Annotated in this window: 24 protein-coding genes; 18 read left to right on the plus strand and 6 right to left on the minus strand. The window is 52.5% G+C overall.

Annotated features, from left to right (window positions below; genetic code table 11):
• Positions 1-292 precede the first annotated feature (292 nt).
• Complete coding sequence (locus tag BMI79_RS19110; RefSeq protein ID WP_076943686.1) at positions 293-1,039, minus strand: lipoprotein YafT; 747 nt, start codon at positions 1,037-1,039, stop codon at positions 293-295.
• A gap of 286 nt (positions 1,040-1,325) precedes the next feature.
• Between BMI79_RS19110 and BMI79_RS19115 the strand changes: the two genes are divergently transcribed.
• The 3 genes from BMI79_RS19115 to BMI79_RS19125 are packed head-to-tail and all read left to right on the plus strand — an operon-like array spanning position 1,326 to position 3,023.
• A complete protein-coding gene (locus tag BMI79_RS19115) occupies positions 1,326-1,739 on the plus strand; it encodes an Exc2 family lipoprotein (RefSeq protein WP_076943687.1) in 414 nt (137 codons plus the stop codon).
• Positions 1,740-1,757: 18 nt separating this feature from the next.
• Positions 1,758-2,525 (plus strand): tRNA pseudouridine(65) synthase TruC, encoded by a 768-nt coding sequence (gene truC / locus BMI79_RS19120; protein WP_076943688.1) that lies wholly within the window; start codon positions 1,758-1,760, stop codon positions 2,523-2,525.
• Between the two features lie 48 nt (positions 2,526-2,573).
• Positions 2,574-3,023 carry a flavodoxin gene (locus BMI79_RS19125; protein ID WP_076943689.1) on the plus strand — a complete coding sequence of 150 codons (450 nt, stop codon included), beginning with the start codon at positions 2,574-2,576 and terminating at the stop codon, positions 3,021-3,023.
• A gap of 41 nt (positions 3,024-3,064) precedes the next feature.
• Here the strand turns inward: BMI79_RS19125 and BMI79_RS19130 are convergent, their stop codons facing one another.
• From BMI79_RS19130 to map, 5 genes are all read right to left on the minus strand, one after another.
• Positions 3,065-3,793 carry a 6-phosphogluconolactonase gene (locus BMI79_RS19130; protein ID WP_076943690.1) on the minus strand — a complete coding sequence of 243 codons (729 nt, stop codon included), beginning with the start codon at positions 3,791-3,793 and terminating at the stop codon, positions 3,065-3,067.
• A gap of 226 nt (positions 3,794-4,019) precedes the next feature.
• Positions 4,020-4,409, minus strand: a complete 390-nt coding sequence (locus tag BMI79_RS19135; RefSeq protein WP_037403741.1) for a DUF3461 family protein — start codon at positions 4,407-4,409, stop codon at positions 4,020-4,022.
• Positions 4,410-4,595: 186 nt separating this feature from the next.
• Positions 4,596-5,420 carry a 2,3,4,5-tetrahydropyridine-2,6-dicarboxylate N-succinyltransferase gene (dapD, locus tag BMI79_RS19140; RefSeq protein ID WP_076943691.1) on the minus strand — a complete coding sequence of 275 codons (825 nt, stop codon included), beginning with the start codon at positions 5,418-5,420 and terminating at the stop codon, positions 4,596-4,598.
• A 239-nt stretch (positions 5,421-5,659) separates the two neighbouring features.
• Complete coding sequence (gene glnD, locus BMI79_RS19150) at positions 5,660-8,287, minus strand: bifunctional uridylyltransferase/uridylyl-removing protein GlnD (protein ID WP_425272362.1); 2,628 nt, start codon at positions 8,285-8,287, stop codon at positions 5,660-5,662.
• A 298-nt stretch (positions 8,288-8,585) separates the two neighbouring features.
• Positions 8,586-9,383 (minus strand): type I methionyl aminopeptidase, encoded by a 798-nt coding sequence (map, locus tag BMI79_RS19155; RefSeq protein WP_076943694.1) that lies wholly within the window; start codon positions 9,381-9,383, stop codon positions 8,586-8,588.
• A gap of 356 nt (positions 9,384-9,739) precedes the next feature.
• On the opposite strand from map, the gene rpsB reads away from it, so the two are divergent.
• The 15 genes from rpsB (at position 9,740) to rnhB (ending at position 24,920) form a co-directional block, all read left to right on the plus strand.
• On the plus strand, positions 9,740-10,465 hold the full coding sequence (gene rpsB, locus BMI79_RS19160) for a 30S ribosomal protein S2 (RefSeq protein WP_076943695.1): 726 nt from the start codon (positions 9,740-9,742) through the stop codon (positions 10,463-10,465).
• A 118-nt stretch (positions 10,466-10,583) separates the two neighbouring features.
• Positions 10,584-11,435, plus strand: coding sequence for a translation elongation factor Ts (tsf, locus tag BMI79_RS19165; RefSeq protein ID WP_076943696.1), 852 nt, complete (start codon positions 10,584-10,586; stop codon positions 11,433-11,435).
• Positions 11,436-11,583: 148 nt separating this feature from the next.
• The gene (pyrH, locus tag BMI79_RS19170; RefSeq protein ID WP_076943734.1) at positions 11,584-12,309 is read left to right on the plus strand and encodes a UMP kinase; all 726 of its coding nucleotides are present in this window, start codon (positions 11,584-11,586) and stop codon (positions 12,307-12,309) included.
• A gap of 121 nt (positions 12,310-12,430) precedes the next feature.
• The gene (gene frr, locus BMI79_RS19175) at positions 12,431-12,988 is read left to right on the plus strand and encodes a ribosome recycling factor (protein ID WP_076943697.1); all 558 of its coding nucleotides are present in this window, start codon (positions 12,431-12,433) and stop codon (positions 12,986-12,988) included.
• Positions 12,989-13,145: 157 nt separating this feature from the next.
• Positions 13,146-14,342 carry a 1-deoxy-D-xylulose-5-phosphate reductoisomerase gene (gene ispC / locus BMI79_RS19180; protein ID WP_076943698.1) on the plus strand — a complete coding sequence of 399 codons (1,197 nt, stop codon included), beginning with the start codon at positions 13,146-13,148 and terminating at the stop codon, positions 14,340-14,342.
• Positions 14,343-14,623: 281 nt separating this feature from the next.
• The gene (gene ispU, locus BMI79_RS19185) at positions 14,624-15,382 is read left to right on the plus strand and encodes a (2E,6E)-farnesyl-diphosphate-specific ditrans,polycis-undecaprenyl-diphosphate synthase (protein ID WP_076943699.1); all 759 of its coding nucleotides are present in this window, start codon (positions 14,624-14,626) and stop codon (positions 15,380-15,382) included.
• 9 nt (positions 15,383-15,391) lie between these two features.
• The gene (gene cdsA / locus BMI79_RS19190; RefSeq protein ID WP_076943700.1) at positions 15,392-16,240 is read left to right on the plus strand and encodes a phosphatidate cytidylyltransferase; all 849 of its coding nucleotides are present in this window, start codon (positions 15,392-15,394) and stop codon (positions 16,238-16,240) included.
• A 30-nt stretch (positions 16,241-16,270) separates the two neighbouring features.
• A complete protein-coding gene (rseP, locus tag BMI79_RS19195) occupies positions 16,271-17,626 on the plus strand; it encodes a sigma E protease regulator RseP (RefSeq protein ID WP_076943701.1) in 1,356 nt (451 codons plus the stop codon).
• Between the two features lie 35 nt (positions 17,627-17,661).
• The gene (gene bamA, locus BMI79_RS19200; protein ID WP_076943702.1) at positions 17,662-20,085 is read left to right on the plus strand and encodes an outer membrane protein assembly factor BamA; all 2,424 of its coding nucleotides are present in this window, start codon (positions 17,662-17,664) and stop codon (positions 20,083-20,085) included.
• A gap of 159 nt (positions 20,086-20,244) precedes the next feature.
• Positions 20,245-20,742, plus strand: coding sequence for a molecular chaperone Skp (gene skp, locus BMI79_RS19205; protein ID WP_076943703.1), 498 nt, complete (start codon positions 20,245-20,247; stop codon positions 20,740-20,742).
• A 4-nt stretch (positions 20,743-20,746) separates the two neighbouring features.
• Positions 20,747-21,769 (plus strand): UDP-3-O-(3-hydroxymyristoyl)glucosamine N-acyltransferase, encoded by a 1,023-nt coding sequence (gene lpxD / locus BMI79_RS19210; RefSeq protein ID WP_076943704.1) that lies wholly within the window; start codon positions 20,747-20,749, stop codon positions 21,767-21,769.
• Between the two features lie 161 nt (positions 21,770-21,930).
• Positions 21,931-22,386 carry a 3-hydroxyacyl-ACP dehydratase FabZ gene (gene fabZ / locus BMI79_RS19215; RefSeq protein WP_015673553.1) on the plus strand — a complete coding sequence of 152 codons (456 nt, stop codon included), beginning with the start codon at positions 21,931-21,933 and terminating at the stop codon, positions 22,384-22,386.
• 3 nt (positions 22,387-22,389) lie between these two features.
• Positions 22,390-23,178: an acyl-ACP--UDP-N-acetylglucosamine O-acyltransferase gene (gene lpxA, locus BMI79_RS19220; protein ID WP_076943706.1), complete on the plus strand. Its 789-nt coding sequence runs from the start codon at positions 22,390-22,392 to the stop codon at positions 23,176-23,178.
• 3 nt (positions 23,179-23,181) lie between these two features.
• Entirely contained in the window at positions 23,182-24,330 is a 1,149-nt protein-coding gene (gene lpxB, locus BMI79_RS19225; protein WP_076943707.1) for a lipid-A-disaccharide synthase, read from the plus strand.
• Positions 24,327-24,920, plus strand: a complete 594-nt coding sequence (gene rnhB, locus BMI79_RS19230) for a ribonuclease HII (protein ID WP_076943708.1) — start codon at positions 24,327-24,329, stop codon at positions 24,918-24,920. The genes lpxB and rnhB overlap by 4 nt, the downstream gene beginning before the upstream one ends.
• The last annotated feature ends 34 nt before the right edge of the window (positions 24,921-24,954 follow it).

Here is a 24,954-nt window from a genome sequence, read left to right on the forward strand (position 1 = left end):
TTGTGCTGAGTGGCCATGTCGGTTTGTTGTGTGAAATATCTGGCGTTTGGCATCGGTGCTGTTGTACTGGCTATACTGTGGCCTTAAATGAGGCGCATTGGATTTCGCCGTGGTCGGTTGGTAAGGGCTTATTGAACTATCTGATTATCTTTGTGCTAATGTCCATCAAGGCTGATGGACATTAGCGATGAGCCCAAGGTGAAAGCTTTGCGGTTTATGGGGAACTGACTAATGGCATGATGAGTTTCATGTCAGGCTCATTTTCTATTATTTCCAGATGGAGGGGTATGTATCAAAGGCTAAACCGCTCAAAAATCTCTTTGGCGGCAGCTTCATACGCTAGCGTCTTTAGCTCCATTATTTGCTTCATATCTTTAGTATCGCGGGTATGGCGGCTACTGACGGCGGAGTTCTCGAAAGTTTGCGGCGTAAAGGTCGTCCAGCGACCAGTCAGAACGTCAATCAGCGCAACACGTAACACGATTCGCATATGTTGAGTTTCATCAGGCAATACACTGCCGACTAAAGGCACCCACGAAACCACTTTAGTGATCTCATTTTCGCTACCACTTTCCAGTTGTCCCCAGTAAACCAGAATCTTGTCTTTACCACCGTTAGCGGCGGTCAGACGCAGTAATTTAGGATAATCAACGGTCGCACCTTTAGTCTGGCTTTCACCATAGCTACATGAGTTCGGGGGAATACCAGAAAACACCGCTACGGAATAAAATTGCTTGAGAGCATTCTGCATAGCCGGATCGGGCGTCATTGCACCTGACTGGATCAGCAGAATAGACGAGTTTTTAGGTAATCTGAAAATGGATCGGGCATTGTTAAGGGCCGTTTTGATATCGTTATCAGTAATACCCTGCTCAGGCATTGCGCCTAGTACGTCCTGATCCCTTAACTCACCGTTATAAAACTGATTTTGCCCATTACCGGCATTGGAAATGGAACGAGTCATACAGCCTGATAGCAGCAGTGCAGCTAAGGCCACGAACAATAACCCATACCATTTATCTATAGAGCTACTTTTCATACATTCATTCCCTAAATTGTGAACAGTTAGCTGACATTGAAGACTATCAGAAAGCGGAATTTACCCCCTTTTCGCGTTTAATAGCCTAAGAAAATACCGATAGTTATCAGCCTTTTTACTGGCCGTGGGTAAACAGGATAGAACCTGTGTGATGGATTAACATAAAACGACCATTGCCCATCACCGTTGTTGCTTCGTGGTTACTCTCTTTATAAGATAAACTATTCACTGTGAATGACGATTTTTCAATAGGTTAAATAACTATTTACTATTTCAAGGCGGTGTTATGGCTTTTACTGTGTTTCGTACCCTGGCTTTGTTGACAGCTCTGTCTCTGAGCGCATGTTCCAGCCCGCAGAGTAGCCCTGAGCGCCACGCCAAGCGCGCTGTTTATCAGTTGGACCAGGCACATTTTGATCCCAATACCCGCATGCATATTTCAGACTCGATCAAGCGGGCTATACCCTTCTTTGAGCAGTTCTATCAGGCAGGAAAAACCGATCGGGCGAAGGGGCTTACACGCCAGCAGGCGGAGCAACAGGAGGCACACTTTCGTAGCGCTGAATTCCTGCAAGAATCGGAACAAAAAAGTACATTTATGAACCACCTGTATTCGGCAGACAACCCGCAGAAACAGCGTCAGATTTTGCTGAATGCGGCCATTGCTGCCTATTGGGATGGCTACGAAGGACGGCCTTGAGTTGGGAATATTTAATTTATGATGGTCTTGTATCAGGATGAACATCTGATTGCGGTAAACAAACCTGCGGGCTGGTTGGTGCATCGCAGTTGGCTGGATCGCCATGAAACGCAGTTTGTGATGCAAACCGTGCGCGATCAGATTGGCCAGCATGTGTTTACTGTACATCGCCTCGATCGCCCGACTTCTGGCGTATTGCTGATGGCGCTGTCGAGCGACGTTGCGCGCCTGTTGTCACAACAGTTTGAACGGCATGAAGTACAGAAAACCTACCATGCGGTGGTGCGGGGTTATGTGCTGGAGCGGGGGACGATCGATTATGCGTTGGCGGAAGAGTTGGACAAGCTGGCGGATAAGCATGCCGATCCGGATAAAGGCCCAAAACCGGCGGTGAGCCACTACCGGCCTTTGGCTACGGTGGAAATGCCGGTGGCGATTGGCCGTTATGCCACCTCACGTTACAGTCTGCTTGAGCTGAAGCCGGAAACCGGCCGTAAGCACCAGTTGCGTCGTCATATGGTGCATATCCGCCATCCCATTATTGGGGATACCGCCCATGGCGATCTGCGCCAGAACCGCGGTATGGCGCAGCACTTTGCCTGCCCGCGCCTGATGCTCCACGCCAGTCATCTGCAGCTCCAGCATCCTGTTACAGGGGAACAGTTGCATATTTCCGCCCCTTGGGACGCAACCTGGCAAGGTTTGATGTCACAGTTTGGCTGGCTCGGCGTTATCCCTGAGCTTGCTGGGGTTGAGTTTCCTATGGCTAACCCTCAGGATAACTGAGCGTTTTTTAAAACCTATTCAAAAGAAATCGTCAAAGGAGCAGGAGCCATGGCTCAGGTTGGTATTTTCGTAGGAACCATCTACGGTAATTCATTGCTGGTAGCGGAAGAAGCGGAAAACATCCTTAAAGAACAGGGCCATGAGGTCAAGCTGTTTGAAGAGGGGACGTTGGAATCTTGGCAGCTTTATCGCCAGCATTACGTATTGGTGGTGACTTCTACCACTGGGCAAGGTGACCTGCCAGACAGCATTGCGCCGCTGTTTCACGGCTTGCGCGACCGGGTCGGTTATCAACCAGACCTGCATTATGGATTGATTGCGCTTGGTGATAGCAGTTACGACCATTTCTGCGGTGCCGGGCGTGCTTTTGATGCACTGCTGCAGGAGCAGGGGGCAACGCGGTTGGGGGCTGTTTTGGAGATCGATGCGCAGGAGCAACCAGAACCGGAAGTTGCATCTTGTCCTTGGGTCGAACAGTGGGGTTTGTTGCTGAAATAGTAAACCCCAGGCCAGTTTGCCGCTGTGTTGCTCTGTGCCGATTAGCGCGGGTGATTTTCGCTAAGTAACTGGGCTGCATCGAAATCGGCAAACAGGGTGCATGCCGGGTGCAAACGCAGTATCGAGGCCGGTAGCTCCTCCATCAGAGGGCCTTCCAGTGCCTGTTTGAGGATTAGCGCTTTTTTCTCTCCACTGACCAACAGCAGGATATTCTTGGCTTGCATGATGGTTTTGATCCCGAAAGAGAAATAAGCGTCAGGCACTAATTCTTTGGCACCAACTTCGTTTGCCAGCGCGGCGATCAAAGCCGGCTTTTTACGATCAACGCTGATTCGGTGTGCTTCGCTGTCAAACGGGGTGCCGGGCAGGTTGGCGGCGATATGCCCATCGCTGCCCAGCCCCAGAATCAGTAAATCAATTCCTCCATCGGTATGTATCTGCCGATCGGCCTGAGAGTAGTTACCGCCGTTTAATGCATGGATTCGCTCATCAGGCACCCCGGCTGGAGCGAACAGATGGCGTTGTAAGTGGCGATAAATGGCACCTTTATCGTTCTCAAACGGATGAAAGGGCACTTCGTCCTGCGTGTAGTAATGCACATGGTGGTATTGCGGGTTATCGCGCAGGTGTGGCGCTAATGCTTGATACAAGGCCAAGGGAGTTGAGCCGCCGGTTGGGGCAAAGTTGCAGCGTGGGCGCTTTTGCATGGCCAGTAAAATAGCACTGACTGCCTGTGAGGTAAGGGCTTCCTGGCTGGGAAATAATGCCATTCTCATCATGTTTTCCTTGTGCGAGCGATTTTGGTTGGCTCTGCCGGGCAAAAAAAAACCTAACCCCTTAACTGCTCCCCAAGCCAAAGCGCGGGAAACGTTAAAGAGTTAGGTTTTGCCTGCTGAGCAGTAACAATCCTATCGTGATGACAGCTTAACCCTACCACACCGGGAGCGGTCAAAATGTGAACTCAGTAACAGGCGGGTCAATGTTCTGCCACCGAGGTTATTTACCGCGCGTCAGTTTCTCCAGATCGGATTCAATCTCGGCAATCTTGTGGGAAACCACATTTTCCAGATGGCGCAGGTCATCAAGAATTTTACGTTTCAAATCCACTTCTATCTGATCGCGTTGGCATAGCTGATCCAATTCGTCGATCACGTAACGCAGATTCGGGTTAATTTCATGAATTTCTTTGTAACCCTGACCAGCATTGTCTGCTACCACGGTCTTGCGCTGACGCGGATATTTGAACTTAACGCTTTTGGCAAAGAACTCGCCTTTGTCCTTACGGAAGTAGATCTTCAGAATGTCGTTGTTGGCCTCCTGACGCAGGCTATAACGATCGACATCTTCCGGTTGATTGATGCCTAAGCTTTTCAGGTTGTCATACATAATCGCGCCGCCTTTTAATGGGTTTTACACCGGTTTTATTTCAATCTGCAGCGTTGTTAGCTGCAAATTCAATACTGCAAGGGGTATTCCACTGTCAGAGATTATGGCGAAAACCGCCGCCATAGACTGTGACGGTTCGCGTATTGAAGGCAAAAAAATAGCGGGTGACACACCCGCTATTCAATATTAGTCGATGGTGCGCAATAACTCATTAATCCCGACTTTACCGCGCGTTTTGGCGTCGACTTTTTTCACAATCACCGCGCAGTACAGGCTATATGAGCCGTCTTTGGAAGGCAAGTTGCCGGAAACCACCACTGAACCCGCCGGGACGCGGCCATAATGCACTTCACCGGTTTCACGGTCATAGATGCGGGTGCTTTGGCCGAGATAAACGCCCATGGAGATCACCGAACCTTCTTCCACGATCACCCCTTCCACCACTTCGGAGCGCGCGCCGATGAAGCAGTTGTCTTCGATGATGGTTGGGTTAGCCTGCAATGGTTCCAGCACGCCACCGATGCCGACGCCGCCAGACAGGTGAACGTTTTTACCGATCTGCGCGCAAGACCCCACGGTGGCCCAGGTATCAACCATGGTGCCTTCATCTACGTAGGCACCGATGTTGACGTAAGACGGCATCAGCACGGTATTACGAGCGATAAACGCGCCCTGACGGACGGTGGCCGGTGGCACCACGCGGAAGCCTTCTTTCTGGAAGCGTGCTTCGTCGTAATTGGCGAATTTCATTGGCACTTTGTCGTAGTAACGGGTTTCAGCACCGTCCATCACCTGGTTGTCGTTGATGCGGAAAGAAAGCAGCACGGCTTTTTTCAGCCACTGGTGGGTGACCCATTGACCGTCGATCTTCTCGGCAACGCGCAGAGCGCCGCTGTCCAGCAAGGCGATCACTTGGTTTACCGCTTCACGCGTTACGGTGTCTACGTTGGCCGGGGTGATATCTGCGCGGCGTTCGAAGGCGCTTTCAATAACGTTCTGTAATTGCTGCATGCTGTTCTCTGTCCTGGTTTTAGTTACGAAGGTTACTTGTATACCCTAAATAATTCGAGTTGCAGGACAAAAACGCAATGCGTTTTTGAACAGCACTGGTGCTGGCCCCAAAGGGGCGAGGCTCAGACTTGGGCCGAGTAATGCGGCAAGCGAGCGAATCCCTAGGAGCCTACTTAGGTAGGTGACTAGGGTGAGCTCGCGTAGCCAACACACCTGCAACTTGAAGTATGCCGGGTATATCACATTTTATCGTTTGGATTGAGTGCCTCTGTCAACCGTTGTTCCAACTTTCTGCGTGTTTCTGGATTCAGAGCACGCCGATCGCTGTCGGCTAAAATAAACAAGTCCTCCACCCGTTCGCCGATGGTGGAAATGCGCGCGCCGTGCAGCGAAAGCCCAAGCGCGGCAAACACTTCACCGACCCGCGCCAGCAGGCCGGGCTGATCGAGAGCGATCAATTCCAGATAGCTGCGGCGATCGGTGTGGGTTGGTAGGAAATTGACCTCGGTCGGTACGCTGAAATGACGCAGTTTGGAGGAGGGGCGGCGCGCGCGCGGTGGCTGATATTCCCGCTGGGTGATCGCCTGCTCCAGCGCATGGCGGATCGTGGCATGACGATCCTGTGCCAGCGGGCTGCCGTCTGGCTCCAGCACGATAAAGGTATCCATGGCGATCCCATCGCGGTTGGTGAAGATCTGGGCGTCGTGCACGCTGAGGTTACGCCGATCCAGTTCACCGACCACGGCGGCAAACAGGTAAGGGCGATCCGGGCTCCAGATAAAGATCTCGGTACCGCCACGCGTTGCCTGGCGGCTGACCAGCACCAGCGGCTTGGTTGAATCATGCACCAGCAGGTGACGGGCATGCCACGCCAACTGATTCGGTGAATGACGCAGGAAGTAATCGGCGCGGCAACGGCTCCAGATATGGTGCAGTGCCTCTTCATTGATATTGTCCATACGCAGCAACGCCAGCGCTTGCAGGCGGTGATGGCGCACACGTTCGCGCAGATCCGGGCTGTTCTGCATGCCGCGACGCAACTGTTTTTCAGTCGCGAAGTACAGTTCGCGCAATAGGCTCTGCTTCCAACTGTTCCACAGGGTTTCGTTGGTGGCGCAGATATCCGCGACCGTCAGGCACACCAGATAACGCAGACGAGTTTCGCTCTGCACTTCGCTGCTGAACTGCTGGATAACGTTAGGATCTTGGATATCGCGCCGTTGAGCGGTAACGGACATCAGCAGGTGGCAGCGCACCAGCCAGGCAACCAACTGCGTTTCGCGCGAGTTCAGGCCGTGCAGCTCCGCAAATTCCAGCGCGTCCTGCGCACCAAGAATGGAGTGATCGCCCCCACGCCCTTTGGCGATATCGTGAAAGAGCGCTGCCAACAACAGCAACTCAGGGTGTGGCAAGCGTGGATATAACTCCACGCACAGCGGATGGCGCGGGCGCGTTTCCTCATCGGCGAAGCTTTCCAGCTTTTGCAGGACGCGCACGGTGTGTTCGTCAACGGTGTAAGCATGGAACAGGTCAAACTGCATCTGCCCGACGATGTTGCCCCACTGCGGCATATAAGCCCAGAGCACGCTGTGGCGATGCATTGGCACCAGAGCGCGCGAAACTGCGCCAGGATGGCGCAGAATGGCCATGAACAGATCGCGGGCTTCAGGAATATTGCACAGCGGCTGTTCCAGGTGGCGGCGTGCGTGGCGTAACTGGCGCACCGTGGTGGAGTAAATGCCCCTGATTTCGCGGTTACGCACCATCAGGTAGAACATGCGCATGATGGCTTCCGGCTGGCGCATAAACAGCGTTTCATCGCGTAGATCGATCAGATCGCCGCGCAGTTGGAAATCGTCATTCAGCGGGCGTGGTTTTTCTGTGGCATCCAGCGCCAGAATCGCTTCATCAAACAACTGCAATAACATGTGGTTGAGTTCGCTGACGCGGCGCGTCATGCGGTAGAAATCTTTCATCATGTGCTCAACCGGCTCATTACCTTCGCCTTGGTAGCGCAGCAATTGGGCGACGTTGAGCTGGCGATCAAACAGCAGGCGGTTGTCGTAGCGCGGCAGTACCAGGTGTAGCGCAAAACGGATGCGCCACAGAAAGCTCTGGCACTCTTTCAGTTCATTGCGCTCGGCCTGCGTCAGGAAGCCGAAACCGACCATTTCATCCAAGGAGGTGGCACCGAAGTGACGCCGGGCCACCCACAGCAACGTGTGAATATCGCGCAGGCCGCCGGGGCTGCTCTTGATATCGGGTTCCAGGTTGTAGCTGGTACCATGATAATGCTGATGGCGCTCCTGTTGTTCCAGCACTTTGGCGTGGAAAAATTCTGGCGATGGCCAGAAACCGTCGCTGAAAATGTGTTTCTGCATTTGCAGGAACAGGGCGACGTCACCGCAAATCATGCGTGATTCGATCAGGTTGGTAGCGACGGTCAGATCGGCCAGCCCTTCCAGCAGGCACTCTTCCAGCGTACGCACGCTGTGGCCGACTTCCAGTTTCAGATCCCACAATAGGGTAATGAACTCGCCGATGCGGGCGGCCTGTTCATCGCTCAGGCGTTGCTGGCTGAGCACCAGCACGTCGATATCGGAAAGCGGGTGCAGCTCGCCGCGGCCATAACCGCCGACGGCAACCAGCGCGGTTTCCGGGATCGCGGTAAAACCGTAGAATTCCCACAAGCGGCGCAGCAGCCGATCGATGAACTCACTGCGGGCAGCCACCAGGTTTTCGGCGCTGGAACCGGCATTGAAGGCCGCGGCCAGCCACTGCTGGAACTGTTCCAGGCGTTGCTTGAGTGCCACGCAGTTGAGCTCTTCATCGCCATAGGCGTTAGGAGACTCAGGCTGCTTTGGCATAGCCTGTGGCGGAATGACCGATGTGTCGAATTCACGATGGTTTTCAGACATGATGTGCAGCCCATAAAAAAAGCCGGCATCAGCCTAATGTTTGTCAGTTAAGGCTAACCAGTTCCCTCTCCCTTGGGGAGAGGGTTAGGGGGAGGGGACGATCACCGCACGACTTGCCCCTCACCCCGCCCCTCTCCCACAGGGAGAGGGGGCGATGCCTTGAGCCATTGATGCATGATTATGCTGCTTTGCGCTTAACTGACAAGCATTACGGCATCAGCCGGCTTGTGACCAGAAACAGCAGTGCTTACTGCTGTTCGTGCGTAATGATGCTGGGGATGGTGTCATCCTTGCGCAACGTCATTATCTCGCAGCCGTTATCAGTGACCACAATAGTATGCTCATACTGTGCCGACAAGCTGCGATCTTTGGTTTTTACCGTCCAACCGTCCTTCATGGTGCGGATACGGAAATCACCGGCATTCACCATAGGTTCGATGGTGAAGGCCATACCGGCTTGCAGCACTACGCCGCCGTCGTCAGCATCGTAATGCAGTACCTGGGGTTCTTCATGGAAGACTTCACCAATACCATGGCCGCAATATTCGCGCACTACGGAAAATCTCTCGGCCTCGACATATTGCTGGATGGCTTTACCCAGGGTGCGCAGGCGGATACCCGGTTTGACCATTTTCAACGCCAGATAAAGGCTTTCCTGCGTAACGCGGCACAGGCGCTCACCCAGAATCGTGGGGGTGCCGACGATAAACATCTTGGAAGTATCGCCGTGGAAGCCGTCTTTGATCACGGTGACGTCGATGTTGACGATATCGCCATCTTTCAACACTTTCTCGTCACTCGGGATACCGTGGCACACCACTTCATTCACCGAGATACAGACGGATTTCGGGAAGCCGTGATAACCCAGGCAAGCTGAAATGGCCTGCTGTTCATTGGTGATGTAGTCGTGACAGATTCTATCCAGTTCGCCAGTGGTCACGCCAGGTTTGACGTGCGGCTCAATGATCTCCAGCACTTCAGCGGCCAGGCGGCCAGCAACGCGCATTTTCTGGATATCATCAGGTGTTTTAATTGAGATTGCCATCAAGTTAGTCCGCAGGTGTCGTTATTATCGACAGTATGTAAGAAGGAAGGGCATTAACTTATGGTATCAGCCCGGCCAGAGGCTGCCAAATTTGATTTCGAAACGGTGGTGCGGATGCAACAAATGTTGGTGTCGGGGGCCGGTTTATGGTATAAAGCGCGCCGGCAGATCCGTACTTCATCCTTACGAGTTGTGCGGAAATGACCGAAATACTTTAACTGCACTCACATTGTGTAAATAACACACACGTATCGACACATCCGCCGGGGTGCCTTGAGATGGCTTAGGTCATTGTCCGGGTCGGCGTTATGGGATACGTGGAGGCATAACCCCAATCAATCTATAGAGGTTTAATCATGGCAACTGTTTCCATGCGCGACATGCTCCAGGCTGGTGTACACTTTGGTCACCAGACCCGTTACTGGAACCCGAAAATGAAGCCTTTCATCTTCGGCGCTCGTAACAAGGTTCACATCATCAACCTGGAAAAAACTGTACCAATGGTCAACGCAGCATTGGCTGAACTGACCAAGATCTCTTCCCGTAAAGGTAAGATCCTGTTCGTTGGTACCAAGCGCGCAGCAAGCGAAGCGGTAAAAGAATATGCCAACAGCTGCGATCAGTTCTTCGTGAACCATCGCTGGTTGGGTGGCATGCTGACTAACTGGAAAACCGTTCGTCAGTCAATCAAACGTTTGAAAGATCTGGAAATCCAGTCCCAAGACGGCACCTTTGACAAGCTGACCAAGAAAGAAGCGCTGATGCGTACTCGTGAATTGGAAAAGCTGGAAAACTCACTGGGTGGAATCAAGGACATGGGTGGTCTGCCAGACGCTCTGTTTGTTATCGATGCCGATCACGAGCACATCGCGATCAAAGAAGCCAACAACCTGGGTATCCCGGTATTCTCTATCGTTGATACCAACTCCGATCCAGACGGCGTTGACTTCATTATCCCTGGTAACGACGATGCAATCCGTGCAATCAAATTGTACCTGACTGCTGTTGCTACCGCCGTCCGTGAAGGTCGTTCTCAAGATCTGGCCGTTCAGGCGGAAGAAAGCTTCGTAGAAGCTGAATAATAAGGTCGAGCCCTTATTAACCAGGTATTGACATATGTTGGTTAGGGGGGCCTTTAAAGGCCCCCTTTGCTTATCTGAATGAGAACTGTCTCCACGTGAGATAACCGAGGAAAAAGAAATGGCTGATATTACCGCTGCCCTGGTAAAAGAACTGCGTGAACGTACTGCCGCAGGTATGATGGAATGTAAGAAGGCGCTGGTTGAATCTAACGGCGACATCGAGCTGGCTATCGAAAACATGCGTAAGTCTGGTGCGATCAAAGCAGCGAAAAAAGCAGGCAACGTAGCTGCTGACGGCGTGATCAAAACCAAGATCGAAGGCAACTACGGCATGATCCTGGAAGTTAACTGCCAGACCGACTTCGTCGCTAAAGATGCTGGTTTCCAGGCGTTTGCCAATAAAGTGCTGGATGCCGCTGTTGCTGGCAAAATCACTGACGTTGATGTTCTGAAAGCGCAGTTCGAAGAAGAGCGCGTAGCGCTGGTGGCAAAAATTGGTGAGAACATCAATATTCGCCGCGTAGCTGCTCTGGAAGGCGAAGTGCTGGGTAGCTACCTGCACGGCGCGCGCATCGGTGTATTGGTGGCGGCTAAAGGCGCGGACGAAGAGCTGGTTAAACAGCTGGCGATGCACGTTGCGGCGAGCAAGCCTGAGTTCGTCAAGCCTGAAGATGTGTCTGCTGAAGTGGTAGAAAAAGAGTACCAGGTTCAGTTGGACATCGCCATGCAGTCTGGCAAGCCGAAAGAAATCGCAGAGAAAATGGTTGAAGGCCGCATGAAGAAATTCACCGGCGAAGTGTCTCTGACCGGTCAACCTTTCGTGATGGACCCAGCGAAAACCGTTGCTCAACTGTTGAAAGAGCACGGTGCTGAAGTGATTAACTTCATCCGCTTTGAAGTGGGTGAGGGTATTGAGAAAGTTGAAACCGATTTCGCTGCTGAAGTTGCAGCAATGAGCAAACAGTCTTAATGCCTGTTAATGGAGCCGCCGTCAGGCGGTTCCATTTTATCCAGCCAGAGATAATCCGATGGCGAGCCTGGTGCGGCTATACTCAGCACAGGTGCAACGTATCGGCCCAAACCCCCAATACTATTACTGCTTCTTAGGACAGAACACCATGGCAACCAATGCAAAACCCGTTTATCAGCGTATCCTGCTCAAACTGAGCGGCGAAGCCCTGCAAGGTGCTGAAGGCTTTGGGATCGACGCTAGCGTTTTGGATCGCATGGCTCAGGAAGTAAAAGAGCTGGTCGAGCTGGGCATTCAGGTCGGTGTAGTTATTGGCGGTGGTAACCTTTTCCGCGGTGCGGGCCTGGCACAAGCCGGCATGAACCGCGTAGTGGGCGACCACATGGGAATGCTGGCGACCGTGATGAACGGCCTGGCTATGCGTGATGCACTGCACCGCGCCTATGTGAACGCCCGCCTGATGTCCGCAATCCCACTGAACGGTGTGTGTGACAGCTACAGCTGGGCAGAGGCGATCAGCCTGCTGCGTAATAACCGCGTAGTGATTTTCTCAGCCGGTACCGGCAACCCGTTCTTCACCACCGATTCTGCCGCCTGCCTGCGTGGGATCGAAATTGAAGCCGATGTGGTATTGAAAGCGACTAAAGTGGATGGTGTATACTCCGCTGATCCGGTGAAAAATCCGGATGCAACGCTGTACGAACAGTTAACCTATCAAGACGTGCTGGAACGCGAATTAAAAGTGATGGATCTGGCCGCATTTACGCTGGCGCGCGACCATGGCTTGCCTATCCGCGTATTCAATATGAATAAGCCGGGCGCACTGCGCCGTGTGGTGATGGGTGAGAACGAAGGCACGCTGATCACCAAATAAAGGGTGATTGGTCAAATTTAGCGGGCGGATAACGCGGGGCGTTGGCCGTTCCTTGAGTAACATTCACGGGCAATACCTGTGGTATTGCCTGCCAAGTAACCAGCTTCCAAGGGTTTGCAACGTGATTAATGAAATCAGAAAAGATGCTGATTCACGCATGGAAAAAAGCGTCGAAGCATTTAAAAACCAAATCAGCAAGATCCGCACCGGCCGTGCTTCTCCAAGCATTTTGGACGGTATCATGGTGGAATACTACGGTTCGGCCACGCCACTGCGTCAGTTGGCCAACGTGACCGTAGAAGATTCCCGTACTCTGGCGATCAACCTATTTGATCGTTCTTTGGGGTCGGCTGTAGAAAAAGCCATTATGTCATCCGATCTTGGTCTGAATCCAAACTCGGCCGGTAGCGTAATTCGTGTGCCACTTCCACCGCTGACTGAAGAACGCCGTAAGGATCTGATCAAGGTCGTGCGTGGTGAAGCCGAGCAGGGGCGTGTCGCCGTGCGTAACATCCGCCGTGATGCTAATGATAAAGTGAAAGCGCTGCTGAAAGACAAAGAAATCAGCGAAGATGAAGATCGCCGTTCACAAGAAGACATTCAGAAAATGACCGATGCCTACATCAAGCTGCTTGATGCCGCATTGGCAGACAAAGAAAAAGAGCTGATGGATTTCTAATCAGCATCGCGCAGAAAGAAAGCGTCGCCTGGGCGGCGCTTTCTTTTTTGTGGCGCAGATCCCGTTTTATCGTACTGAAAGATCATGGACAAGCAGTGGCTCAGGTTACACACTGGGGCACTTCCGATCTCATCAGACAGTGATTCAGAGCAAATTCATGAAGCAACTGACTATTCTGGGCTCCACGGGTTCTGTGGGTGCCAGCACCCTGGCCGTGGTCAGGGAGAATCCCGACCTTTTCGCGATTAAAGCCTTGGTCGCCGGCCGCAATGTCGCGGTGATGGCGCAGCAGTGTATAGAGTTCCGCCCTGCCTATGCGTCAATGGCCGATGAAAGCGCCGCGCGCGAGTTACGCGCCATTTTGGCGGAAAACGCGGTGAAAACCGAGGTGTTGGCGGGAGAGCAGTCAGCCTGTGAATTGGCCGCACTGAGCGACGTCGATCAGGTAACAGCGGCTATTGTTGGGGCCGCTGGGTTACTGCCTACCTTGGCCGCTGTCCGTGCCGGTAAACAGGTACTGCTGGCGAATAAAGAGTCGCTAGTAACCTGTGGCCGCCTGTTTATGGATGCAGTGCAACAAAGTCAGGCGCAATTGTTGCCGTTGGACAGCGAGCATAATGCCATTTTTCAGAGCTTGCCCGAGGGCATTCAGCGGCAGTTGGGTTACTCTTCTCTGCAGGAGTATGGTGTCTCACGCATTATTCTCACCGGTTCAGGTGGCCCGTTCCGCACTACGCCACTGGAGCAGTTTGCGGCGATGACGCCGGATCAGGCCTGCGCGCACCCTAACTGGTCGATGGGGCGTAAGATTTCGGTGGATTCTGCCACCATGATGAACAAAGGCTTGGAATACATCGAAGCCCGCTGGCTGTTCAATGCGTCAGCCGAGCAAATGGAGGTCATTCTGCATCCGCAGTCGGTGATTCACTCCATGGTGCGCTATGCTGATGGGAGTGTGCTGGCCCAGTTGGGTACGCCAGATATGCGTACGCCGATCGCCCATGCCATGGCCTATCCGCAGCGGGTTAATTCCGGAGTGGCTGCACTCGATTTTTGCCGTATAGGCGCCCTGACCTTCGCTGAGCCGGAGCGTGAGCGCTATCCGTGCCTGTATCTGGCAATTGAAGCCTTTGATGCCGGGCAGGCTGCAACGACGGCGCTTAATGCGGCCAACGAAGTTGCCGTGGCGGCATTCCTGCAGGAAGAGATCGGGTTTACTGACATTGCCTCCGTGAATCAGAAAGTGGTCGAACGCTTGGCTCTGCAGGAACCTTCTTGTGTTGCAGAGGTCTTGGACATTGATCGTCAGGCGCGTGAAATAGCTCGCAGTGTAGCCCGAGCATTGCGTGTTTAATCTGTTGCGCATTGTCTGATTTCTTTGCGAATTGCGTTTGCCGCCGTGGGGCCGTTTGTTCGAGCTTCGTGGAGATGGTATAGTCTGCGCCACAATCATCGGATATACCGTTGAATAATGGCCGAATTGGTGCATCCTGAGCCGATATTTCCCCGTCGTTTTCTGGGGCGCAAGGTGAGCAGACTGAAAAGCTGTGTCAGGCACACGGCTTTTTTTTGCGCGCTAGGGCTGGGTGTTCAGCTAAAGCCGTTATGTTGCTATCGAGGGAATAAGTACGAGTTATGTCGTCCGCAAACCAACAAGAAGCTAATCTGTCCGCTCAAGGGCCGCGTCATGTCGCTATTATTATGGATGGTAACGGGCGATGGGCTAAACGTCAGGGTAAGTTACGTGTCTTCGGCCACAAAGCAGGTGTGAAGTCAGTACGCCGTGCGGTCAGTTTCGCTGCCAGTCATCATTTGGATGCACTCACGCTTTATGCCTTCAGTAGTGAGAACTGGAATCGCCCGGTACAAGAAGTTTCTGCTTTGATGGAGTTGTTTGTGCGCGCGCTGGACAGCGAAGTAAAAAGTTTGCATAAGCATAACGTCAGGCTGCGTGTGATCGGTGATATCAGCCGTTTCAGCACGCGTTTACAAGAGCGTATCCGTCGCTCTGAGCAACTGACAGAAAATAACGATGGCCTGGCGCTGAATATTGCCGCCAATTATGGTGGCCGTTGGGATATCATTCAGGGAGTAAGGGAGCTGGCCGAGCAGGTGCAACAAGGTGTGTTGCACCCGGAGCAGATCAGCGAGGAGCTGTTGAGTGAGCGTGTCTGCATGAGCGATCTGTCACCAGTGGATTTAGTGATCCGTACCGGTGGCGAACATCGCATAAGTAACTTCTTGTTGTGGCAAATTGCTTACGCCGAGCTTTACTTTACTGATGTACTCTGGCCCGATTTTGATGAACTTGTCTTTGAAGGTGCGCTGAATGCATTTGCACAACGTGAGCGTCGCTTCGGGGGAACAACACCTATCGGCACTAATGCGCCTTAGGGGGAACTTTTGCTGAAGTATCGCCTCATCACTGCTGTGATTTTAATTCCGCTGGTTATCGCAGCGCTGTTTTTGCTGCCGCCATTCGGTTTCGCCTTGGTAACTCTTGCCGTATGCATGTTGGCTGCCTGGGAATGGGGACAACTTGCCGGTTTTGCCACGCGCTCTCAACGTATCTGGTTGGCGTTATTATGCGGCCTCTTGTTGGTGCTGATGATGCTCAGCGTGCCGGCCTATCAGCACTCCGTCCACCAATGGCAGGTCGATGTACCGTTGTGGTTATCGTTGGCCTGGTGGCTGGGAGCTCTGTTACTGGTGTTATTCTATCCGGGCTCTGCTGCTCTCTGGCGTAATTCGCGCCCGTTACGTCTGTTTTTCGGTTTGTTGACCATTATTCCGTTCTTCTGGGGCATGGTGGCGTTACGTCAGTTTGGATATGAACAGAATCATTTTACCGGTGCCTGGTGGTTGCTGTATGTGATGCTGCTGGTATGGGGAGCCGATTCTGGTGCCTATATGTTCGGTAAACTGTTTGGCAAGCACAAACTGGCGCCGAAAGTTTCTCCGGGTAAAACCTGGGAAGGGCTGATCGGCGGGCTGGTGACTTCAGCCGTGATCTCGTGGTTGTTTGGCCGCTATGCGCCGCTGAATATTGTTCCTGCCACTTTGCTGATTTGTTCTGTGATTGCGGCACTGGCATCGGTATTAGGCGATCTCACTGAAAGTATGTTCAAGCGTGAAGCAGGTATCAAAGACAGTGGTCATCTGATACCGGGGCACGGCGGGATACTGGATCGTATCGATAGTTTGACCGCAGCAGTGCCTGTATTTGCCTGCTTGATGCTGTTAGTGTTTTAATCCGCCATCGGCGGGGAGTGAAAGGTTTATATGATCAGTGTGCTCTGGAACTTGGTAGCGTTTGTTATTGCTCTAGGTGTATTGATCACCGTACATGAGTTTGGGCACTTTTGGGTGGCCCGCCGCTGTGGGGTTCGTGTAGAACGTTTCTCCATTGGTTTTGGCCGCGCGCTGTGGCGCCGTACCGACCGCCAGGGCACTGAATATATCATTGCCATGATCCCCCTGGGCGGCTACGTCAAAATGCTTGATGAACGCGTAGAGACGGTTGCACCGGAACAGCGTCATCAGGCATTTAATAATAAAACCGTCTGGCAGCGCGCGGCGATTGTCAGCGCGGGTCCTATCGCCAATTTCCTGTTTGCCATCCTGGCGTACTGGATCGTCTTCATTATCGGGGTGCCGAGTTTCCGCCCGGTCATCGGCGAAATCGCCCCACAATCCATTGCTGCCGTTGCTGAAATTTCCCCTGGCATGGAACTTAAGTCCGTTGACGGTATCGAAACGCCTGATTGGGAATCTGTTCGCTTGGCGCTGGTTACCAAAATTGGTGACGCGCAAACTGAGGTGGAAGTCGCGCCATTTGGTTCTTCCCAGAAGATGAGCAAAACGTTGGATCTGCGCCACTGGAGCTTTGAGCCGGACAAAGAAGATCCTGTCCGTTCTCTCGGCATGATCCCGCGTGGCCCGCAGATCGAATCTGTGTTGGCAGAAGTGCAACAAGGTTCCGCAGCGCAAAAGGCAGGTTTACAAACAGGGGACAGGATCGTTAAAGTCGATGGTCAGCTGCTTGGGCGTTGGTCAACCTTGGTGAAACGGATCCATGATGGCCCAGGCAAACCGTTGGTTTTAGGGATCGAAAGAAACGGTGCCCCCTTGTCTTTAACGCTGATACCGGATACAAAGCCGGTGGGAAAAGATAAAACAGTGGGTTTTGCAGGCATTATACCGAAAGTGTTACCGTTGCCTGACGAGTATAAGACGATTCGCCAGTATGGGCCGTTCTCTGCGTTATATCAGGCTGGGGACAAAACCTGGCAGCTAATGCGGCTGACGGTCAGCATGCTGGGTAAATTAATTACCGGTGATGTAAAGTTGAACAACCTGAGTGGCCCGATTTCCATTGCACAGGGAGCAGGGGCGTCAGCAGGGGTTGGGTTTGTGTATTATATGATGTTTTTGGCGTTGATTAGTGTCAACCTAGGAATCATCAACCTATTCCCATTACCGGTATTAGATGGTGGGCATCTTCTCTTCCTGGCGATAGAAAAGCTGAAGGGGGGGCCAGTTTCTGAGCGAGTACAGGACTACAGTTATCGCATTGGTTCGATCTTGTTGATACTGTTAATGGGTCTTGCACTTTTCAATGATTTTTCTCGCCTTTAGGGGCGGGAACAGGTTAGGAAGAACGCATAACAACGATGGCGATGAAAAAGTTGCTCATAGCGTCGCTGCTGTTTGGCAGCGCCACCGTATACGGTGCAGACGGGTTCGTAGTGAAAGATATTCATTTCGAAGGCCTGCAACGAGTCGCCGTCGGTGCGGCGTTACTCAACATGCCGGTTCGCGTAGGTGATACCGTCTCTGATGATGATATCAGTAATACCATCCATGCCTTGTTTGCCACTGGCAACTTCGAGGATGTTCGCGTTCTGCGCGATGGTGATACGCTGATTGTTCAGGTTAAGGAACGCCCTACCATTGCCAGCATCACTTTCTCCGGCAACAAGTCGGTGAAAGATGACATGCTCAAGCAAAATCTGGAAGCTTCTGGCGTCCGGGTTGGTGAAGCACTCGACCGCACCACCTTATCCACCATTGAGAAGGGGTTGGAAGACTTCTACTACAGCGTTGGTAAATACAGCGCGTCGGTAAAAGCCGTCGTCACCCCGCTGCCGCGTAACCGTGTTGATCTGAAACTGGTATTCGCTGAAGGGGTTTCCGCCACGATCCAGCAAATCAATATTGTTGGCAACCATGCTTTCACCAACGATGAACTGATCTCACGCTTCCAATTGCGTGATGAAGTGCCATGGTGGAACGTGGTGGGCGATCGTAAATACCAGAAACAAAAACTGGCCGGTGATCTTGAGATCCTGCGCAGCTTCTATCTGGATCGCGGTTATGCCCGTTTTAACATTGATTCGACGCAGGTCAGCCTGACGCCGGACAAAAAAGGTATTTATATCACCATCAACATTACTGAAGGCGATCAGTACAAGCTTTCTGGCGTGGTGGTGAATGGCAACCTGGCTGGGCACTCGGCGGAAGTTGCCCAGTTGACCAAAATAGAGCCGGGTGAACTGTACAGCGGCAGCAAAGTGACTAAGATGGAAGACAACATCAAGAAGATGTTGGGCCGTTATGGTTATGCCTACCCGCGTGTGCAAACTCAGCCTGAAATCAACGACACGGATAAGACCGTGAAGCTGCTCGTGAACATTGATGCGGGCAACCGTTTCTATGTGCGCCGTATTAAATTCGAAGGTAACGATACCAGTAAAGATTCTGTGCTGCGCCGCGAAATGCGCCAGATGGAAGGCGCATGGCTGGGTAACGATCAGGTTGAGCAGGGTAAAGATCGTCTGAATCGCTTGGGTTACTTTGAAACCGTTGATGTAGAAACACAGCGCGTACCGGGCACTCCGGATCAGGTTGATGTGGTCTACAAGGTGAAAGAACGTAACACCGGTACCCTGAACTTTGGTGTCGGTTACGGGACCGAAAGTGGCGTCAGCTTCCAGGCCGGCGTACAGCAGGATAACTGGCTGGGTACCGGCTATTCCGTCGGTATCAACGGTACCAAGAACGATTATCAGACCTATGCCGAGCTGTCGGTCACCAACCCGTACTTCACCGTGGATGGTGTCAGCCTGGGTGGGCGCGTATTCTATAATGACTTTAAGGCCAACAATGCCGATCTGTCAGATTATACCAACAGCAGCTACGGTGTAGATGGCACGCTGGGCTTCCCAATCAACGAGAACAACTCGTTGCGCGCTGGCTTGGGTTATGTCCATAACTCCCTGTCGCAAATGAAACCGCAGATTGCTATGTGGCGTTATCTGAACTCTGTTGGTGAAAACCCAGATTTTGTGAATCGTGCTAGCTATGCGGCGAACGATTTCCCGCTGACTCTGGGCTGGACTTACAACAATCTGGACCGCGGTTATTTCCCAACCTCAGGCAACCGTACTACGCTTAACGGTAAGTTTGTCGCTCCAGGTTCCGATAACTCGTACTACAAGTTCACGTTGGACAGCACGCAATACTTGCCAATCAACGACGATGCGACCTGGGTGATGTTGGGCCGTGGCCGTGTGGGTTATGCCGATGGTTTCGGTGGCAAAGAGATGCCGTTCTATGAGAACTTCTATGCGGGTGGTTCAAGCACCGTGCGTGGCTTCCAGTCCAATACCATTGGTCCGAAAGCGGTTTATTACAACTCAAATTCTTATACTTGTAATAATGCGCCGGGCAGCAGCGTGCCACAGGTTATTTGTAATTCCAGCGATGCCGTCGGCGGTAACGCCATGGCTGTTGCCAGCTTGGAGCTGATTACACCAACGCCGTTTATCAGCGAGAAATATGCTAACTCGGTGCGTACTTCCGTGTTTATGGACGCGGGTACGGTATGGGATACCAAGTGGCAGAATACCGATCAGACGCGAATGTTCGATATCCCAGATTACAGCAAAGCGAGTAATATTCGCGTGTCTGTAGGGCTGGCAGTACAGTGGATGTCGCCGTTGGGGCCGTTGGTGTTCTCTTATGCCGATCCGATCAAGAAGTACGATGGCGACAAATCGGAGCAGTTCCAGTTTAACATTGGTAAAACCTGGTAACGGGTTTTACTTCTGGGCATAAGTAGTTATAACGAATCGCAAATGCCAGGCAGATGCAAGACAAAGAGAGAGGATTCTCATTGTGTTGTTTGCCGGTCTGGCAGATTGTGTACTTCAAAGTGTCGTGTGACACAAACGGGTGATGGTAAGGAGTTTATAGTGAAAAAGTGGTTGTGTGCCGCAGGCCTCGGTTTAGCAATGGCTGCTTCAGCAGGCGTTCAGGCAGCTGACAAGATCGCTGTCGTTAACGTTTCCAGTATTTTCCAACAGTTGCCAGCACGTGAAGCCGTGGCGAAACAACTGGAAGGTGAGTTTAAAGGCCGTGCGAGCGAACTCCAGAACATGGAACGCGATCTGCAGACCAAAATGCAGAAGCTGCAGCGTGATGGTTCTACCATGAAAGCGAGCGATCGTGCCAAAATGGAAAAAGACGTGATGGCACAGCGCGAGCAGTTCTCTCAGAAAGCTCAGGCTTTTGAGCAGGATAACCGTCGCCGCCAGATGGAAGAGCGTAATAAAATCCTGGGCCGTATTCAGGATGCAGTGAAAGCCGTTGCCAGCAAAGAAGGTTATGACGTAGTGATCGATGCAAATGCGGTTGCTTACGTAGGGACTTCTAAAGATATTACTGCTGACGTGCTGAAACAGGTTAAATAACGACATGCCTTCGATTCGACTGGCTGATTTAGCACAGCAGTTGGATGCACAATTGCACGGTGATGGCGATATTGTCATCACCGGCATTGCGTCCATGCGTTCCGCACAGGCTGGCCAAATCACGTTTTTGTCAAACAGCCGCTATCAAGAGCAGTTGGCTTCTTGCCAGGCGAGCGCCGTTGTTTTGACTGCAGCAGATTTACTACACTGCCATTCTGCGGCATTGGTGGTTAACAATCCTTATCTGACTTATGCGCGTATGGCGCAATTGATGGATACCACACCGGCGCCGGCAGCAGATATTGCACCTAGCGCGGTGATTTCTCCAGGTGCTCGGCTTGGGCAGAATGTTGCTATTGGGGCAAATGCGGTTATTGAGTCCGGAGCAGAGCTGGGTGATAACGTGGTTATCGGCCCGGGCTGTTTTATAGGCAAACACGCACATATTGGTGCGGGTACGCGTTTGTGGGCAAATGTTACGATTTATCATGAAGTTGAAATCGGTCAGCACTGTCTGATCCAATCTGGAACGGTGATTGGTGCTGATGGTTTCGGCTATGCCTTTGATGGTGGCAACTGGATTAAGATCCCACAATTGGGCACGGTGATCATTGGTGATCGCGTCGAGATTGGCGCTTGTACCACTATCGATCGCGGTGCGTTGGATAACACTCTGATTGGGAATGGTGTTATCATTGATAACCAATGCCAGATTGCGCACAACGTGGTGATTGGTGAGAATACTGCCGTTGCTGGTGGTGTGATTATGGCTGGCAGCCTGAAAATCGGCCGCTATTGCCAGATTGGTGGGGCCAGCGTGATCAATGGCCATATGGAGATCGCCGACAAGGTAGTTGTCACCGGTATGGGAATGGTTATGCGACCAATCACCGAACCTGGGGTATACTCCTCGGGTATTCCGTTACAACCCAATAAAGTTTGGCGTAAAACCGCTGCATTGGTGATGAATATCGATGAGATCAGCAAGCGCTTAAAAGCTGTCGAACGAAAAGTCGGAAAAGACTAGTCACCACTGCCTGCCTCACCGGGTACAAAACGAAACGCGTTGGCCTGAAGGCCAAAAGCGCAAAGAGTTGTTAATTTGCGGCCTGCCTGATGATCTCCTTTTTGGGGTCAACGCAGGCCGTGTTGTTGATGCCATCAGTTTTTAGAGACAGGAAGAGTATTTTGACTACTGACACTCATACTCTGGATATTGCAGAAATTTTGGAACTGCTTCCTCACCGTTACCCATTCTTGCTGGTTGACCGTGTACTGGAGTTTGAAGAGCACAAATATCTGCGAGCAGTGAAAAACGTTTCTGTTAATGAGCCGTTTTTCCAAGGGCATTTCCCTGGTAAACCGATTTTCCCAGGCGTACTGATTCTGGAAGCGATGGCGCAGGCCACGGGTATTCTGGCATTCAAAAGCGTGGGTAAACTGGAACCGGGTGAGCTGTATTATTTTGCCGGTATTGACGAGGCTCGCTTCAAGCGTCCTGTGGTGCCAGGCGATCAGATGATCATGGAAGTCACTTTCGAAAAAACCCGCCGTGGCCTGACTCGCTTTAAAGGCGTGGCGACCGTTGACGGAAAAATTGTCTGCGAAGCAACCATGATGTGTGCCCGCAGCCGGGAGGCATAATCCGTGATTGATAAAACCGCCGTTATCCACCCTAGCGCAATTGTTGAAGAAGGTGCCGTTATTGGTGCTGGTGCGCATATTGGCCCCTTCTGTTACGTCGGCTCCCAGGTGGAAATCGGCGCGGGTACGATACTGAAATCCCACGTGGTGGTGAACGGTATCACTAAGATTGGCCGTGATAATCAGATTTATCAGTTCGCTTCGATTGGTGAAGTGAATCAGGATCTGAAATATGCCGGTGAACCAACCTGTGTTGAGGTTGGCGATCGTAACCGCATTCGTGAAAGCGTGACTATCCATCGGGGTACCGCTCAGGGTACGGGGCTGACTAAAGTGGGTAACGACAACCTGCTGATGGTCAACGTCCACATTGCTCATGACTGTGTGGTCGGCAATTCTTGCGTGCTTGCCAACAACGCAACGCTGGCGGGCCATGTAGAGATTGACGATTACGCCATCATTGGCGGTATGACCGCCATTCATCAGTTCTGCGTTATCGGTGCTCATGTGATGGTGGGGGGCTGTTCTGGCGTAGCGCAGGACGTACCTCCTTTTGTCATTGCGCAAGGCAACCATGCAACGCCGTTTGGTGTTAACGCCGTGGGCCTGAAACGCCGTGGTTTCGATAAGGATCAAATGCAGGCAATTCGTAATGCCTACAAAATTCTTTATCGTAGCGAAAAGACCTTCGATGAAGCTAAAGCAGAGATCGAAGCCTTGGTGCAAGAACAGCCAGTCGTGCAGCAGTTCCTGGATTTCTTTAGCCGGTCGACCCGCGGGATTATTCGCTGATTTATGCCAAATCGTCCATTGACTATCGGATTGGTCGCCGGGGAAACTTCTGGTGATATTCTTGGCGCAGGGTTGATCCGCGCGCTTAAGGTGCAGCATCCTGAAGCACGTTTTGTCGGCGTCGCTGGCCCGCTGATGCAGGCCGAAGGGTGTGAAGCCTGGTATGAAATGGAAGAGCTGGCGGTAATGGGAGTGGTAGAGGTGCTTGAGCGTTTGCCACGCCTGTTGAAGATCCGCAAGGATCTTACCCGCCGGTTCAGTGAACTGATGCCTGACGTATTTGTGGGTATCGATGCGCCGGACTTCAATATCACCTTGGAAGGCCGCCTGAAAAAGCGCGGTATCCGTACTATTCACTATGTCAGTCCGTCCGTCTGGGCCTGGCGTCAGAAGCGCGTTTTCAAAATTGGTAAAGCCACCGACTTGGTGTTGGCGTTTCTCCCTTTCGAAAAAGCGTTTTACGATCGTTTTAACGTTCCCTGCCGTTTTATCGGCCACACCATGGCGGATGCGATGCCGTTGCAGCCGGATAAACTGGCGGCCCGTGCTGAACTGGGGATTCCCCCTGAGGCACACTGCCTGGCACTGTTGCCCGGTAGCCGCGGTGCTGAAGTTGAAATGCTGAGCGGTGATTTCCTCAAGACTGCGCAGTTGCTACGAGTTCGTTATCCGGATCTGGAAGTGGTTGTGCCTCTGGTTAATGCCAAGCGGCGTGAGCAGTTCGAGCGGATTAAGGCCGACGTTGCACCGGAGCTGAGTGTGCACCTGTTGGACGGTAAAGGGCGTGAAGCCATGATCGCCAGCGATGCCGCGCTGTTGGCCTCGGGTACCGCAGCGCTGGAATGCATGCTGGCGAAATGCCCGATGGTGGTGGGTTATCGTATGAAGCCCTTTACTTACTGGCTGGCGGAGCGCTTGGTGAAAACCCCGTATGTTTCGTTGCCAAACCTGCTGGCAGGGCGCGAAATTGTGACCGAACTGCTGCAACACGACTGTGTGCCGGATAAATTGGCGGCGGCATTGTTGCCCTTGCTGGAAGACAGCCCGCAGTCCGAGCAACTGAGACAGACTTTCCTTGAGTTGCACCAAAGTATTCGCTGTGGTGCCGATGAGCAGGCCGCTCAGGCTGTGTTGGAACTGGCAAAAGCATGATTGAGCCCTTTGTTTACCCTGTTGCCCGGCTGATTGCCGGTGTGGATGAGGTAGGCCGTGGCCCGTTGGTCGGCGCGGTCGTGACCGCGGCGGTGATCCTCGATCCGGCTCGGCCGATTGCTGGCCTGGCGGACTCCAAAAAACTCAGCGAGAAGCGCCGTGAAGCATTGTACGAAGAAATCGTAGCAAAGGCGCTCTCTTGGAGTTTGGGGCGGGCAGAACCGGAAGAGATTGATCGGCTGAATATTCTGCATGCCACTATGCTGGCGATGCAGCGTGCGGTGGCTGGGTTGTCTGTTACTCCCGATCTGGTATTGATTGATGGCAATCGCTGCCCTACCTTACCGATGCGTTCTCAGGCAGTGGTTAAGGGGGATAGCCGAGTAGCGGAAATCAGCGCGGCATCCATCCTGGCGAAAGTGACACGCGATCGCGAAATGACCGAGCTGGATCGCTTATTCCCAGAGTATGGTTTTGCCCAGCATAAGGGCTACCCTACTGCGTTCCATCTGGAAAGGTTGGCAGCATTAGGCGCGACTCAGCACCACCGCCGCAGTTTTGCGCCGGTAAGACGTGCGCTGGAACCCTAACAGCCACAAAGGCAAAGCGTTAACCTCGGCCCAT

This window comes from Serratia oryzae (assembly GCF_001976145.1).
Classification (GTDB): domain Bacteria; phylum Pseudomonadota; class Gammaproteobacteria; order Enterobacterales; family Enterobacteriaceae; genus Chania; species Chania oryzae.

What these genes read in the sequence shown, in the direction of transcription:
- bamA (WP_076943702.1), top strand. Translation starts at nt 17,662, where the DNA reads ATGGCGATGAAAAAGTTGCTCATAGCGTCGCTGCTGTTTGGCAGCGCC.
- ispU (WP_076943699.1), top strand. Translation starts at nt 14,624, where the DNA reads ATGTCGTCCGCAAACCAACAAGAAGCTAATCTGTCCGCTCAAGGGCCG.
- BMI79_RS19135 (WP_037403741.1), bottom strand. Translation starts at nt 4,409, where the DNA reads ATGTATGACAACCTGAAAAGCTTAGGCATCAATCAACCGGAAGATGTC.
- BMI79_RS19125 (WP_076943689.1), top strand. Translation starts at nt 2,574, where the DNA reads ATGGCTCAGGTTGGTATTTTCGTAGGAACCATCTACGGTAATTCATTG.
- truC (WP_076943688.1), top strand. Translation starts at nt 1,758, where the DNA reads ATGATGGTCTTGTATCAGGATGAACATCTGATTGCGGTAAACAAACCT.
- map (WP_076943694.1), bottom strand. Translation starts at nt 9,383, where the DNA reads ATGGCAATCTCAATTAAAACACCTGATGATATCCAGAAAATGCGCGTT.
- rseP (WP_076943701.1), top strand. Translation starts at nt 16,271, where the DNA reads ATGATCAGTGTGCTCTGGAACTTGGTAGCGTTTGTTATTGCTCTAGGT.
- glnD (WP_425272362.1), bottom strand. Translation starts at nt 8,287, where the DNA reads ATGCCAAAGCAGCCTGAGTCTCCTAACGCCTATGGCGATGAAGAGCTC.
- lpxB (WP_076943707.1), top strand. Translation starts at nt 23,182, where the DNA reads ATGCCAAATCGTCCATTGACTATCGGATTGGTCGCCGGGGAAACTTCT.
- rpsB (WP_076943695.1), top strand. Translation starts at nt 9,740, where the DNA reads ATGGCAACTGTTTCCATGCGCGACATGCTCCAGGCTGGTGTACACTTT.
- BMI79_RS19115 (WP_076943687.1), top strand. Translation starts at nt 1,326, where the DNA reads ATGGCTTTTACTGTGTTTCGTACCCTGGCTTTGTTGACAGCTCTGTCT.
- ispC (WP_076943698.1), top strand. Translation starts at nt 13,146, where the DNA reads ATGAAGCAACTGACTATTCTGGGCTCCACGGGTTCTGTGGGTGCCAGC.
- BMI79_RS19110 (WP_076943686.1), bottom strand. Translation starts at nt 1,039, where the DNA reads ATGAAAAGTAGCTCTATAGATAAATGGTATGGGTTATTGTTCGTGGCC.
- BMI79_RS19130 (WP_076943690.1), bottom strand. Translation starts at nt 3,793, where the DNA reads ATGGCATTATTTCCCAGCCAGGAAGCCCTTACCTCACAGGCAGTCAGT.
- rnhB (WP_076943708.1), top strand. Translation starts at nt 24,327, where the DNA reads ATGATTGAGCCCTTTGTTTACCCTGTTGCCCGGCTGATTGCCGGTGTG.
- dapD (WP_076943691.1), bottom strand. Translation starts at nt 5,420, where the DNA reads ATGCAGCAATTACAGAACGTTATTGAAAGCGCCTTCGAACGCCGCGCA.
- lpxD (WP_076943704.1), top strand. Translation starts at nt 20,747, where the DNA reads ATGCCTTCGATTCGACTGGCTGATTTAGCACAGCAGTTGGATGCACAA.
- pyrH (WP_076943734.1), top strand. Translation starts at nt 11,584, where the DNA reads ATGGCAACCAATGCAAAACCCGTTTATCAGCGTATCCTGCTCAAACTG.
- tsf (WP_076943696.1), top strand. Translation starts at nt 10,584, where the DNA reads ATGGCTGATATTACCGCTGCCCTGGTAAAAGAACTGCGTGAACGTACT.